Here is a 13,366-nt window from a genome sequence, read left to right on the forward strand (position 1 = left end):
TCGCACATGAACAGGGGAAGACCGGAGACAGACGTTTCGTCAGATTCCCGTGCGACGGGACAGTGAGGTGACCGCCGTCGAGTTGTGGACGGTGAAGGCCACCGTTCCCGGCAAGTAGCGGTCCTGCGACCACTCCACCGGGGAACCCGCCGGATCGGTGGTGCGGCGCCGCTCACGCAGCAGCGGATCGCCCACCAGGCAGCCGAGCAGCCGGGCGTCGTCGGCGTCGGCGAGGGCCAGGTCGATGGTGTGGTGGGCGTCGGTGAACAGCACGCCCTGCTCCTGGAGCGGCACGGTGTGCGAGACCGCGTGCGGGTCCAGCGCCTCGACGAGGGCGCCTATGTGCTCGGGGTAGACGGTGCGCTCCACCATCACCGGGACGCCGGACAGGGTGCGGACCCGCAGCACGCGGTAGACCTCGGCGTCCGGTTCCAGCCGGAGTTGTTCACGTTCGACCTCGTCGGCGGGACTGCGGATGATCTCCACCACCCGGCCGCCGGGCTCCTCGCCGATGGAGCGGGCCCAGCGGGTGAAGCTGAGCAGCTCGCCGAAGCTCTGCACCCGGGCGGTGCCCAGCACGACGCGGCGGGTGCCGCGCCTGGAGGTGACCAGCCCGTCGGCCCGCAGTACGGCCAGGGCCTGGCGCACGGTGCCGCGCGAGACGCCGTAGCGGGTGGCGAGTTCGCCCTCGGCCGGCAGTCGGCCGCCGGACCCGTAGGCGCCGTCGGCGATGGCCTGCCGGAGGTCGGCGGCCACCTTCCGGTACATCGTCTGCCGGCCGTCCGCCACGCTGCTCCCCCACGTCGATCACTGCTCCGGCGACCGAGCCTAGATCCTGTCCGCCGGATCACCCACGGACGGCCCACCGACGGACCGCACTCCGACCCTAACCGCCGAATCAACCGCCGATTCCGGGGCAACCGCGTCATTCCCGCGGCCGACACCGGAACGCAGTGGCGCGTTCATCCGCCGGACACTGGACTGCGGCGTACTGAGGTCGTCATTGTTCGAGTTGTACAGCCAACCCTGGCTATCTCCCGTCCCCATGGAGAGTCTCGTGATTCTGCCCCGCCCCCGGGCCGCCGGCCTCGCAGGTGTCCTCGCCATAGCTGCGCTCGGCCTCAGTGCCTGCGGCGCCGCACCCACCGAGAGCACGGCGGCCGACGGCAAGAAGAGTGCCGCCACCGCCACCTCCGCCGCCGAGTTCGGCGGGATGGACGCCCTGGTCGCCGCCGCGAAGAAGGAGGGCAAGCTCAACGCGATCGCCCTGCCGCGCGACTGGGCCAACTACGGCGCGCTCATCGACGGCTTCAGCAAGAAGTACGGCATCAAGGTCGAGGTCGAGAACCCCGACGCCTCCAGCCAGATCGAGATCTCCGCGATCAGCACCCGCAAGGGCCAGGACCGCGCCCCCGACGTCGTCGACCTCGGCAGCGCCTTCGCGCTGAGCGGCGCCTCGCAGGGCCTGTTCGCCTCGTACAAGGTCGCGGACTACGAGAAGATCCCGGCGGCGCAGAAGGACGCACAGGCGCGCTGGTACTACGACTACGGCGGCTACGTCTCGATCGGCTGCGACGCCAAGCGCGTCAAGGAGTGCCCCTCGACCTTCGCGGACCTCCTCAAGCCGCAGTACAAGGGCCAGGTGGCGCTGAACGGCAACCCGACGAAGTCCGGTTCGGCCTTCGGCGGCGTCTACGCGGCGGCCATCGCCAACAAGGGCTCGTTCGACAACATCCAGCCCGGTCTGGACTTCTTCGGGCAGCTGAAGAAGTCGGGCAACTACAACCCGGTGGAGTCCACCCCGGCGACCGTCCAGAAGGGCGAGACGCCGATCAGCATCGACTGGGACTACCTCAACGCGGGTTACACCGACGAGTTCAAGACGAAGAACGTGGACTGGAAGGTCTCCATCCCCAGCGACGGCGTCTACGCCCAGTACTACGCGCAGGCCGTGAACAAGGACGCGCCGCACCCGGCCGCCGCCCGCCTGTGGGAGGAGTACCTGTACAGCGCCGAGGGCCAGAACCTGTGGCTCAAGGGCTACGCCCGTCCCGTGCTGATGGACGCCCTCAAGCAGGCCGGCACGCTCGACGCCGCTGCCGCCGCCAAGCTGCCGGCCGTCGCCGGCACCCCGGCCTTCCCGACGCCCGCGCAGGTGGACGCGGCCAAGAAGACCGTCACCCAGGGCTGGGCCAAGGCCGTCGCCTGATGACCCTGAGGACCAAGGCGCCGGCCGGCATGCTGGCGGCGCTGCCACTCGTGCTGTTCATGCTGGTGGCGTTCGGCCTGCCCGCCGTCGCCATGCTGACCGGTGCCTTCAGTACGTCGAGTGACGCGCCCGGCGGCGCGCAGTGGACGACGGCGAACCTCACGGACTCCGTGCAGGGCGCCTACCTCACCGGGCTGGTCAGCAGCGTCAAGCTGTCGGCGCTGTCCGCACTGCTCGCCGCCGTGCTCGGACTCCCCCTCGCGCAGGCCGTGGTGACCTCGCGTCACCGCGCCCTGCGCGAGGGTGTCCTCGCGGCGTCCGGCGTGCTCGCCAACTTCGGCGGGGTACCGCTCGCCTTCGCCTTCATCGCCACCCTCGGCAACGCGGGCGTCCTCACCGAGCACCTGGGCCTGACCGGTGCCGGCTGGAGCCTGTACACGTTCTGGGGCCTGGTCATCGTCTACCTCTACTTCCTGCTGCCGCTGATGGTCCTGGCCATCACCCCGGCGCTGGAGGGCCTGCGCACGCAGTGGCGCGAGGCCGCGCAGAACAACGGCGCCACCGGCTTCCAGTACTGGCGGTACGTCGCGCTGCCGGTGCTGGCCCCGTCCCTGCTCGGCGGCTACGTGCTGCTCTTCGGCAGCGCCTTCGCCGCCTACGCCACGGCCGCCGCGCTGGGCAGCGGCTCGGTGCCGCTGATCACCGTGCAGATCGCCGACGCGCTGTCCGGCAACGTCCTGGTCGGCCAGGGCAACATCGCGCTCGCGCTCAGCCTGGACATGGTCGTGGTCGCCGGGCTCGTCATGGCGGTCTACGTCCCCCTCCAGCGAAGGAGCGCACGATGGCTCGACTGACCCGCAAGCCGCTGTGGCGCGGCGCCGTCGGCCTGCTGGCCGGCCTGTACTTCCTGGTCCCGGTGGCCGCCTCGGTGATCTTCACCGTGGACGTCCCGGGCCAGGGCTTCACCCTGGACGCGTACAGCGGCATCGTCAGCGCGGACGGCTTCACCGACAGCCTGCTGCTCACCCTGGAGCTGGCCGCCGCGACCATCGTCCTGGTGATGGTGCTGCTGGTCCCGGCGCTCGTCGCGGTGCGCCTCGGCGCTCCCCGGCTGCGGCCGGTCCTGGAGATCATCTGCTCGCTGCCGCTGGTGGTCCCGTCGGTGGCGCTGGTCTCCGGCTACAGCAGCGTGCTGCGCTGGGGCCCGGAACACCTGTCGCGCACCCCGCTGTTCCAGACGTTCACCGCCGTGCAGGACAAGCGGTTCCCGTTCGTCCTGGTCCTCGCCTACACGGTGATGGCGCTGCCGCTCGCCTACCGGGCGCTGGACTCCGGGCTGCGCGCGGTCGACGTCCGCGTCCTGGTGGAGGCCGCGCGCAGCTGCGGCGCGAGCGCTCCGCGGGCCGTCCTGCAGGTGGTGCTGCCCAACCTGCGCGGCGCGCTGCTGAACGCGTCCTTCCTCACCCTCGCGCTGGTTCTCGGCGAGTACACCGTCGGCGCCCTGCTCGGGTACCAGCCGTTCGCGGTGTGGATCGTCAACACCGGAGGCAACCAGGCGCAGTTGTCGGTGGCCGTCTCGGTGCTGAGCCTGGTGGTCACCTGGATGCTGCTGCTGGTGTTCGCCGCCCTGGGCCGGCCCCGCGACCGGTCCCGTTCCCTGTCCCGCTCCCGCCGGGCCGGCCGCGACGCGGCCGCTCCCGCACCCATCGCACAGGAGGTGGCATGACCGCCGCCACGGCTTCCACCAAGGCCACCACGTCCGCCCCGGACCCCGCGGACTCCTCGACGGCCACCACCGTCGAGTTCCGCGCGCTCAGCAAGTCGTTCGGCGCCACCGTGGCGCTCGACGGCCTGGACCTGACCGCCCGTCCCGGTGAGCTGCTCGCGCTGCTCGGCCCGTCCGGCTGCGGCAAGACCACCGCGCTGCGGATGCTGGCCGGCTTCGAACGTCCCGACTCCGGCCAGGTCCTGGTCGACGGCCAGGACATCAGCGGGGTGCCCGCGCACCGCCGCGACGCCGGGATGGTCTTCCAGTCGTACAGCCTCTTCCCGCACCTGACGGCCGCCGACAACGTCGCGTTCGGCCTGAAGATGCGGCGGACCGGCGCCGCCGAGCGCCGGAAGCGCGCCCATGAACTGCTGGAGCTGGTCGGGCTGCCGCAGCACGCCGACCGCTTCCCGCACCAGCTCTCCGGCGGCCAGCAGCAGCGCGTGGCGCTCGCCCGCGCGCTGGCGCTGCGGCCCAAGGTGCTGCTGCTGGACGAACCGCTGTCCGCGCTGGACGCCAAGGTCCGGGTGACGCTGCGCGAGGAGATCAGGCGGCTGCAGCAGGAGCTGCGGATCACCACCGTCTTCGTCACGCACGACCAGGAGGAGGCGCTGTCGACGGCCGACCGGGTCGCGGTGATGCGCGACGGCCGGCTGGAGCAGGTCGCGGCCCCCGCCGAGCTGTACGACACGCCCGCGACGGCGTTCGTCGCCGAGTTCGTCGGCACCATGAACCGGCTGCCGGGCGTCATGGCGGACGGTGACGTGGAGGTGCTCGGACAGCGGCTGCCGGTGCGCGGCGCCGCCCCGGCGCAGGGCCCGGTGGACGTCCTGGTCCGGCCGGAGGCCCTGGAGGCCACCGCCGACGGCGAGGGCCGCTCCCGGGTGCTCACCGCCGCCTTCCACGGCTCGGTCACCCGTCTCACCCTGTCGCTGCCGGACGGCGCGACGGTCAAAGCGGACGTGCCCAGCCACCGCGCGGCCACCCTGCCGGCCGGCGCGACCGTCACCGTGACCCTCCCGCAGCGCCCCGTGCTCGTCGACGGACCCACCGCGTGACGCTTCAGGCGGTGCTCTTCGACATGGACGGCACGCTGGTCGACACCGAGGGGGTGTGGTGGGACACGGTCGCCGAGACCGCGTCGGCGCTCGGCTACACGCTGACCGACGCGGACGTCCCCGACGTGCTGGGCCGGTCCGTCGACCACACCACCGGCCATCTGCTCACGGCCACCGGGACCGCCCGCACCCGTGAGCACCTGGCGGCGGAGCTGGACGCCCGCTTCGCCGAGCTGGTGGCCCGCGAGGTACGGCCGCGCCCCGGTGCGACCGTGCTGCTGGCCCGGCTGCGCGCGGAGGGGGTGACGACGGCGCTGGTGTCCGCCTCGCCGCGGCGCGTCGTGGAGCTGGTGCTCGACGTGCTCGGCCGGGAGAACTTCGCGGTCTCCGTCACCGCCGACGACACCCCCCGCACCAAGCCCGCTCCGGACCCGTATCTGGCCGCCGCCCGGCTGCTCGGCGCCGATCCGGCCCGCTGCGTCGCCGTGGAGGACACCCCCACCGGGGTGGCCTCCGCCGAGGCCGCGGGGTGCCAGGTGCTGGCCGTGCCGTCCGTCGTGCCGATCCTGCCCGCACCGGGCCGGACGGTGCTGCGCAGCCTGGAGCAGGCGGGGCCCGCGCTGCTGCGCTCCCTCGTCGCGGACCGGGCGGCAGCCGGCGGAACAGTTGATGAAGAGGCCCGCCGGGAGGATGCTTGAGTTAAGTGGGGCATGTGGTTCCGCTTGCCCCCGCTTCCGCCAAGGAGGCCGCTCATGGTCATACGACTCGACGAGCATCTGCCCGCTGATCACCGGCTGAGCCAGGTCTACCGCGTCGGCGCGGGCCTCACGGGGCTGGTGCTGCTGGTCTTCGGCATCCTGGGGCTACTGAACCAGGTCCCGTTCCTGGACACCCACGGTGACACGGTGGCTGGACTCAACACCAACGGCACGCTGAGTGTCCTGTCGATCGCCGTCGGACTGCTGCTCTTCGCGGGCATGGTCATCGGCGGGAACATCGCCTCGAACCTGAACATGGTCCTCGGGACCCTGTTCATCCTCAGCGGCTTCGTGAATCTCGCCCTGCTGGACAGCAGCCACAACTTCCTGGCGTTCGAGATGCCCAACGTGATCTTCAGCTTCGTCGTCGGCATCATGCTCCTCATGTTCGGCATGTACGGCCGCGTCACCGGCGGCCTCCCGCACGACAACCCGTACTGGCGACAGCGCCACCCCGAAGCGGCGGCGCGCGAGGCGGCGGCACGAGCGGCTGCGGCCGCCCGCCGGACCCCGCCTCGCGGGCTGCCTCAGCATTAGGGCCTGTCCGGCGGATCAGGGGCGGTCCAGGCGTCGTCTGGTGCGGTAGATCGCAAGGCGCCGGAATGCCCGCATACGCTTTTGTATGTGGGTGTTTCGGCAACGCCGCGAGCTGCCGTGCCAGGCGGCGAAGGGGCCGCCCCTGATCCGCCGGACAGGCCCTGGCACCGGTCGCCGGAACGCCCGGGAGGAGCTACCGCCTGCGGGCGATGGTGAGGCCGTCCGCGACGGTGAGCAGTACGTCGTCCATCCGGTCGTCCGAGCGCACCCGGTCGTTGAAGGCGCGGATGGCCGCCGCGGGGCCCTCGACGGCCGGATCGGCGACCGCACCGTGGAAGAGCGTGTTGTCGGCGACGATCAGGCCGCCGGGGTTCATCCGCGGCACCAGCTCCTCCCAGTACGCGACGTAACTGACCTTGTCCGCGTCGAGGAAGACGAAGTCGATCCACGGCCCCTCGGGCAGCGCGCGCAGCGTGTCCAGTGCCGGAGCGATCCGCAGGTCGATCCGGTCCGCCACGCCCGCCTTCGCCCAGGCCTCGCGGCCGACGGCCGTCCACTCCTCGGAGACGTCACAGGCGATGAGCTGTCCGTCCGCCGGCATCGCCTGGGCCATCGACAGAGTGGAGAACCCGGTGAACGTGCCGACCTCGACGATGCGGCGGGCCCCGACCAGCCGCACCAGGAAGGCGAGCAGCGGGCCCTGCTCCTCCGCGGTCTGCAGTCCTGAGACATCCGCGAGCCGGGTGTGGGTGAGCTCGACGAGTTCCCGCTGCACCGGGTCCAGCGGCGGGTTGTGCGCGAGTACATATGCGTACAGCTCGGGGGTGAGCTGCGGATTCTTCGTCTCGTACAAGGCTTCTCCTCGGATGGACGCTTAAGGTGACGGGCATGCTCGTCGATGACGCCATCGCCCTTGTGCCCAGCATTCCAGGCCGCAGGGCCCTGCTGGGGATGGCGGGCGCGCCCGCCGCGGGCAAGTCCACCCTCGCCCGCCGGCTGGTCGGCGGGGTCAACGCGCGGCTCGGCGCGGACATGGCGGCGTACGTCCCGATGGACGGTTTCCATCTGTCCAACGCCCAGTTGGCACGGCTGGGCCGGGCCGGCCGCAAGGGCGCGCCCGACACCTTCGACGTCGACGGCTACGTCCAGCTGCTGCGCCGGCTGCGCTCCAGCCATGAACGCCCCGTCTACGTCCCCGAGTTCGACCGCCGGCTGGAGGAGCCGATCGCCGCGGGCCTGGTCGTCCTCCCGCAGGTGCGGCTGATCGTCACGGAGGGGAACTACCTGGCCGACGACGGGCCGGGCTGGGAGGCGGTACGCGATCTGCTCGACGAACTGTGGTTCGTCGACGCCCCGCAGGCGGTACGCGAGCGCCGGCTGCTGCGCCGCCACATCCGCGGCGGGCGCAGCGAACCCGAGGCGCACGCCTTCATAGCGTCCAGCGAGCGCCCCAACGCGGACCGGGTCGAGGCCGCCCGCGCCAACTGCAACCGGGTGGTCACCACCAGGGAGTGACCAACGGCCTACGCCGAGAGCGGTGTCAGGCGGCCGCGGCACCGTCCTCCGCGCCGGCCGCGACCTGCGCGAGCATCCGCCGCAGGATCTCCTCGCCCGCAGCGACACCCACCGTGGCGAGCGGCGTCACATGCGGCGCCCGCCAGCCGCTGTCCGCCAGTTCGCCGTGCCCCGGCTGCCAGCCGGCGTCGGCGGCCATCAGCAGATCGGCGTCCAGAAGGGAGTCGCCCGCGGCCAGCACCTGGTCGGCACCGGTCCGCCGGACGACCTCCTCGAGCGCCGCGCTCTTGCGCAGCGGCTTGGGGACCGTGTAGATCTTCCGGCCCTGCAGCGACACCGTCCAGCCGCGGCTGTCGGCCCACTCGGTGAGGTCCTTCACGAAGTTCTCGGGCAGCAGCGACCGCTCCACCACGAGATACGCGAACAGGTCCTCGGCCACCCGCTCCTTGCGCAGCCACGCCGGGTCCGTCACCCGCGCCAGATGCGCGCGCACCTCGGCCAGCGGCACCGAACCGTCCGCGAGGCGGCGGCGCATCTCGGCGTTCCAGTCCTGGTCGGTGCGGCCGTCGACCAGCAGATGGCCGCCGTTCGCGCAGATCGCGAATCGCGGTACCGGGCCCGGCAGACTGATCCGCCGGTACTGCTTGCGCGTCCGGGTGGTGGCCGGCACGAACTCCGCCTCGGCGGCCAGCCGCTGCACCAGCGCGGCGGCCGTCTCCGTCAGGAACGACAGCGGCTTCGCCTCGTGCACCTCGACGCAGAGCAGCCGCGGCGCCTGCTCGTCGGGCATGCCGAGCGCGAGCGCGGCCGAGGAGTAGATCAGCGTCCGGTCCAGGTCGCTGGCGGCGAGGGTACGGAATCCGGCGCTCATCGGGCGACCGCCTTGCCGTCGGTACCGGTGGCGCCTCTGGTGAACCGCGGGTGGATCAGGCCGACACACGAGTACGGCAGCCCGTCCACCTCCTCCACCGGCACCCCGCGCTGCTCGGCGAGCAGCCGGACGTGGTCCAGGTCCGCGCCGGCGCCGCGCTGCGCCAGGATCTTCCACGGGACGCGGCGCAGCAGCACCCGCGTCGTCTCGCCGACACCGGGCTTGACGAGGTTCACGTCCCCGATGCCGTACTCCTCGCTGATCCGCTCGACGGCGGCCCAGCCCTCCCAGGTGGGGCTGCGGTCCTGCGACCGCAGTGCCTTCACGTCCTCGGCGACCGCGTCGGCGACGTCGTCGAAGCGGGCCGTCACCGTGTCCAGGAAGAGCCCGGAGACATCCGCGCCGGCCAGCTCCTGGTAGAACTTCCCGCCGTGGAACTCGTCGGGCCCGATCAGGTCCGCGCGCAGCACGGTGCGCGAGATGAGCCCGGAGACGGTGGAGTTGAGGCAGGCGGAGGGGATGAGGAAGTCGTCACGGGTGCCGTAGGTGCCCACGCAGCCGCCCGGGTCCGCGAGCACCGCGATGTCCGGGTCGAAGTTCCCGAACGGCTTGACGGCCTCGGCCAGTTCCCGGGTGATCGCGCCCTTGCCGGTCCAGCCGTCGACGAAGACGACCTGCTCCGGGTCGTGGTGCTCGGCCAGCCAGCGCAGCGCGGTGGTGTCGATGCCCCGGCCGCGCACGATCGACACGGCGTAGTGCGGCAGGTCCAGGCCGTGCGCGTGCCGCGCCCAGCGGCGCATCAGCACCCCGACCGGGGTGCCGGCGCGCGCCAGCGAGACGAGTACGGCGTCCGGGCCGCGCTCGGCGAGCACCAGCTCGGTGACGGTGCCCACCGCCCGCGCGATCCGGTCGGCCGAGGTGTCCAGCGCGGCGCGGAACAGCGCCTGGTACGCCTCGCTCGGCTGGTACTCCACCGGCAGCGACTCCGCGTAGTGCGCCCCACCGCTCTGGATCGCCTCCTCGCGCTCCTCGGTCGGCGCCTCCAGCTCGACGTCCGACAGGTCCTTCAGCAACCACCCGACCTCGTCCGCCGCGTACGACGAGAACGCCGGACCGCGCAGGGGGGAGGGAAGCGTGGGGGTCTGGGCCATCTGCTGAACCTGTCCGTTCGGTTGGTACGCGGGCACGACCGCGAGCAGTACCTGCCCGGTGTGAGCCGCGAGATGCGCGAGCAGCCCGTCGGGCGCGTGCAGCGCCGGGGTGTCCCCCGCCGAGTCCACGACGGCGACGATCACGTCGAAGCCGCCGCCCGCGACGTTGTAGGCGTAGCGCGGGCCGGGCCCGTCGGAGGGGTCGTCGTGCGCGGGGAAGACGATCCGGCTGCGGATCGCATAGCCGGGGTCGTCCACGGCCAGCACGGGCGAGCGGGTGGTGGTGGAGAACCGGACCTCGGCACCGGTCCCGTCCTGGATCTCCTGGGCGAGCCGCAGCGGCGCGTACATCAGCTCCTCGTTGCCGAGGACGAGGATGCGGCGCGGGTCCTGCGCCGGGAGCGCCAGGCGGACCGCCTCGGCCATCGACGGCAGCGCCGCCTCCAGCCGCTCCCGGTCCGCGGGCGTGAAGCCGTGCCGTCCACCGTCCGGCAGCCCTTGGGGCCAGCCGAGGTCCACCCGGACCGCCTCGTACGCCGTCGCGGGCGCGGGCGGCGGGGTGACGCTCGCCCTGACGAGCGCCTGGCCGCGTTCCCGCACGCCCTCCGGCAGCCGGACCGTGCCGGACGCCAGCGACAGCAGGTCGATGCGCGCGCCGAGCCCGGCCGCGAACTCCGTCAGCCGCTCCCGGTCCGCGTCCGACCGCATGTCGACGAGCGCGACGACCACGTAGTGGGCGCGCGGGTGGCGGGCGTGCAGGTCCCTGATCGTGTTGAGGACGGTCTGACCGGTCGAGAACTCGTCGTCGACCAGCACCAGCGGCCCGTCCCCGGTCAGCAGCCCTGGATCCGCCGGCAGCAGCAGATGACCGGTCGCGTGGCTGTGCTCCTCCTCGAAGCCGCCGGCCGCCGCGACCCCGGCGACCAAGCGCCGCGTCGAGTGCAGATACGGCGCGAGGGCGACCCCGTCGGCCACCGCGTGCCCCAGGCCCGTCGCGGTCTCCGCGTAGCCGAGCACGACGGACCGCGCGGCCTCCTCGTCACCGAGCAGCTCCCGCACCCGGCGGCCGAGGCCGTACCCGGCGGTGTGGACGTCGAAGGGGTGCTGGGGAACGTGCTTGCCCAGCACGTTCGACACCAGCAGGTGCGCGCGCTTCGGGTTGTCCCGCAGCGCGAGCCCGAGCAGCTCGCTCAGCCCCTCCCCTTCGAGGGCGATGTCCAGCCGGTCGGCGACCCACTGGCCGGACCATGTCGGTGTTGCTGCCATGCGGTGGTTCTCACTTCTGTGCGGCAAAACAAACGCGGCGTTGATCAGGACGGCAGACAGGCCGCGAGCAGTTCCACGAAGCCGATGTCGGCGCGGGCCACCCCGAAGATCTCGGCGCGGCGCATGGTGCGCTCGGCCCAGGCCCGGTGCGGCTTCACCTCGTTCATCTTGTTCGTGTACGAGGAGCGCAGGACCCCGCCGCCGGTGCGGTCCTCGTGGAGGATGTCGGCGGCGTCGCTGTACTCCTCGTGCGTGACCACGTTCAGCGCGTGCACGGGGAACACATGGGTGGGGTGGATGCAGGTCTTGCCCTGCAGGCCGTTGGCCCGGTCCAGCTCGATCTCGCGGAGCAGCCCGTCCATGTCGTGCTCGATGAGCGCGGTGCGCAGGTCCTCCGCCTCCGGGGTGAAGGGGCTGCGGCGCAGCTGCGGCTTGAACATCCGCTCGTGGTGCCGGAAGTACTCCCACACCGGCCCGGTCACGGTGAACCCGGTCCCGTCGGCCCGGCCGAAGACATTGACGACGTCGGCGATCACCGAGGCGACGATCTGGACGTCGTACGCCGTCATCGCGGGCGCCCTGCGCAGCGCGTACGAGGAGCAGAAGTCCGTCACGCCCAGCCGCAGCGCCAGCACGCGGTCCCGGTACTTGTCGACCGTGCGGTAGATCCCGGAGAGCGTCTCGACGCGGCTCTCCAGGTGCATCAGCTGCGGGGACTCCAGGACCGGCATGGCGAAGAGCCGGTGGCCGCAGGCGGACTCCGCGACGGCCAGCGCCTCCATGAAGGGGACGCCGCTCTCCTCGGTGAACTTCGGCAGTACGAATCCGGACAGCAGTCGCACGGTGTCACCGAGCCGTTGCACCAGGTCGACGATCTGCGCCGGGGTCCGGACCCGGATGAACAGCAGCGGAGGGTCGCCGGCGCCCTGCCGCCGGTCGAGCTCGGCGAACTGCCGGACCAGATTGGCCTCGGCGTCGACGACCTCGCGGTCGTCTATCGAGTCCTCCAGGCACAGCACCATGGACACGACACCGTGCGCGGCCTGCTTCAGTACGTCGTCGGCCAGGTGCGGCCGGGTCGCCGGGCTGTAGAGGGTCGCGCCCAGGGCGACGGAGAGCGTGTTGGCGGAAGAGTCCGCGGTGAATTCCTGCGGCTCGCGGTGGAACAGGTCGTTCCGTACGTCCGTCGCAAGGTGTCCGAAGTGGCGCATATGCCCCCTTTTATGCATGGCTGACCGAATAGCATCTGGCGGATTATCGTACGTGCGGTCACACGACTGACGTTCCCCCCGTGCGTGAAAATCAGGTAACCCCCGCACGTCCGTCGTATGACCGCTCACGGCGCGTCCAGTCCCCTGCGTTGTGGCCCGCGCACCCGGGAAGGCAGGATGACCGCCATGACGCACGCGATGGTGAAGGGCTCGAACATCCCCCTGGACGTCCTGGGGATCAGGGCGGTGCTGCGCTGGAGCCCCGGCGCCGGTGTCCCCGACGTCGACGCCTCGGCCCTGCTGCTGGGCGCGGACGGCCGGGTCCGCTCCGATGCGGACTTCGTCTTCTACAACGAGCCGAGGCATCCGTCAGGGCTCGCCCGGCACCTGCCCAAGAAGCGGGTCGCCGAGGGTCTCACCGACACCGTCGAGGTGGATCTGACGTCGCTGGACGCCTCCGTGGCCCGCGTCGTCATCGCCGCGTCCGCCGACGGCGGCTCCTTCGGGCAGGTCCCCGACCTGCACGTTCTGCTCTTCGACACCGGTGCGGCCGCCGGCTCCGCCCCGCTGGCCACCTTCGACGTCACCCCCGACACCGGCGACGAGACCGCGCTGATCTGCGGCGAGCTGTACCGCCGCGACACCACGTGGAAGTTCCGCGCGCTCGGCCAGGGCTACGCGACCGGCCTCGTCGGCCTCGCCACCGAATTCGGCATCGCCGTCGATGACGAGGCGGAATCCGGCGCGGACCCCGGCTCCGGCCCCGCCGCGGGCTCCCGCGGGCCCGTGCACGCGCCGCCCGCCGTCCCGGAGCCCGAGGCCACCTCCGCGTACGGCTACCCGCTCCCGGAGCCCGCTCCCGGCCACGTACCGGCCCAGCCCGCCTACGGGTACCCCCAGCCGCCGCAGCAGCGCCCCCAGCCCGCCGCACCGGCCTACGGTTACCCGCAGCCGGTGGCGGCCTCCCCCGGCTTCGTGCTGCCTCCCCAGGGCCCCCAGTTCCAGACCGGCCGCCGCTAGAC

At 72.2% G+C, this 13,366-nt stretch carries 13 protein-coding genes; 8 read left to right on the forward strand and 5 right to left on the reverse strand.

The genetic code is table 11. The features are described from left to right. Positions 1-39 precede the first annotated feature (39 nt). Positions 40-768: a GntR family transcriptional regulator gene (locus tag C8250_RS16075; RefSeq protein WP_138356798.1), complete on the reverse strand. Its 729-nt coding sequence runs from the start codon at positions 766-768 to the stop codon at positions 40-42. Between the two features lie 277 nt (positions 769-1,045). Here C8250_RS16075 and C8250_RS16080 point away from each other — a divergent pair, with 277 nt between their 5' ends. The 6 genes from C8250_RS16080 to C8250_RS16105 are packed head-to-tail and all read left to right on the forward strand — an operon-like array spanning position 1,046 to position 6,330. Further along, positions 1,046-2,209, forward strand: a complete 1,164-nt coding sequence (locus C8250_RS16080; RefSeq protein ID WP_138356788.1) for an ABC transporter substrate-binding protein — start codon at positions 1,046-1,048, stop codon at positions 2,207-2,209. Beyond that, entirely contained in the window at positions 2,209-3,063 is an 855-nt protein-coding gene (locus C8250_RS16085; protein ID WP_138356787.1) for an ABC transporter permease subunit, read from the forward strand. Before C8250_RS16080 ends, C8250_RS16085 begins: the two co-directional genes overlap by 1 nt. After that, entirely contained in the window at positions 3,051-3,935 is an 885-nt protein-coding gene (locus C8250_RS16090) for an ABC transporter permease subunit (protein ID WP_138356786.1), read from the forward strand. The genes C8250_RS16085 and C8250_RS16090 overlap by 13 nt, the downstream gene beginning before the upstream one ends. Continuing rightward, entirely contained in the window at positions 3,932-5,035 is a 1,104-nt protein-coding gene (locus C8250_RS16095) for an ABC transporter ATP-binding protein (RefSeq protein ID WP_138356785.1), read from the forward strand. The genes C8250_RS16090 and C8250_RS16095 overlap by 4 nt, the downstream gene beginning before the upstream one ends. After that, a complete protein-coding gene (locus tag C8250_RS16100; protein WP_307811581.1) occupies positions 5,032-5,733 on the forward strand; it encodes an HAD family phosphatase in 702 nt (233 codons plus the stop codon). The genes C8250_RS16095 and C8250_RS16100 overlap by 4 nt, the downstream gene beginning before the upstream one ends. Before the next feature lie 54 nt (positions 5,734-5,787). Further along, positions 5,788-6,330, forward strand: a complete 543-nt coding sequence (locus C8250_RS16105; protein WP_138356784.1) for a DUF4383 domain-containing protein — start codon at positions 5,788-5,790, stop codon at positions 6,328-6,330. A gap of 193 nt (positions 6,331-6,523) precedes the next feature. Here the strand turns inward: C8250_RS16105 and C8250_RS16110 are convergent, their stop codons facing one another. Continuing rightward, on the reverse strand, positions 6,524-7,183 hold the full coding sequence (locus tag C8250_RS16110; protein ID WP_138356783.1) for an O-methyltransferase: 660 nt from the start codon (positions 7,181-7,183) through the stop codon (positions 6,524-6,526). Positions 7,184-7,218: 35 nt separating this feature from the next. Between C8250_RS16110 and C8250_RS16115 the strand changes: the two genes are divergently transcribed. Next, the gene (locus C8250_RS16115; protein ID WP_198359016.1) at positions 7,219-7,845 is read left to right on the forward strand and encodes a nucleoside/nucleotide kinase family protein; all 627 of its coding nucleotides are present in this window, start codon (positions 7,219-7,221) and stop codon (positions 7,843-7,845) included. A 25-nt stretch (positions 7,846-7,870) separates the two neighbouring features. Here C8250_RS16115 and C8250_RS16120 read toward each other — a convergent pair whose 3' ends face one another. The 3 genes from C8250_RS16120 to C8250_RS16130 are packed head-to-tail and all read right to left on the reverse strand — an operon-like array spanning position 7,871 to position 12,344. Beyond that, on the reverse strand, positions 7,871-8,716 hold the full coding sequence (locus C8250_RS16120; RefSeq protein ID WP_138356781.1) for an HAD family hydrolase: 846 nt from the start codon (positions 8,714-8,716) through the stop codon (positions 7,871-7,873). Further along, complete coding sequence (locus tag C8250_RS16125; RefSeq protein ID WP_138356780.1) at positions 8,713-11,133, reverse strand: phosphoribosyltransferase; 2,421 nt, start codon at positions 11,131-11,133, stop codon at positions 8,713-8,715. Before C8250_RS16125 ends, C8250_RS16120 begins: the two co-directional genes overlap by 4 nt. A 44-nt stretch (positions 11,134-11,177) precedes the next feature. Beyond that, positions 11,178-12,344 carry an HpcH/HpaI aldolase/citrate lyase family protein gene (locus tag C8250_RS16130; protein WP_138356779.1) on the reverse strand — a complete coding sequence of 389 codons (1,167 nt, stop codon included), beginning with the start codon at positions 12,342-12,344 and terminating at the stop codon, positions 11,178-11,180. Between the two features lie 177 nt (positions 12,345-12,521). On the opposite strand from C8250_RS16130, the gene C8250_RS16135 reads away from it, so the two are divergent. Continuing rightward, a complete protein-coding gene (locus C8250_RS16135) occupies positions 12,522-13,364 on the forward strand; it encodes a TerD family protein (protein ID WP_138356778.1) in 843 nt (280 codons plus the stop codon). Positions 13,365-13,366 lie beyond the last annotated feature (2 nt).

This window comes from Streptomyces sp. So13.3 (assembly GCF_005860785.2).
GTDB lineage: Bacteria > Actinomycetota > Actinomycetes > Streptomycetales > Streptomycetaceae > Actinacidiphila > Actinacidiphila fildesensis.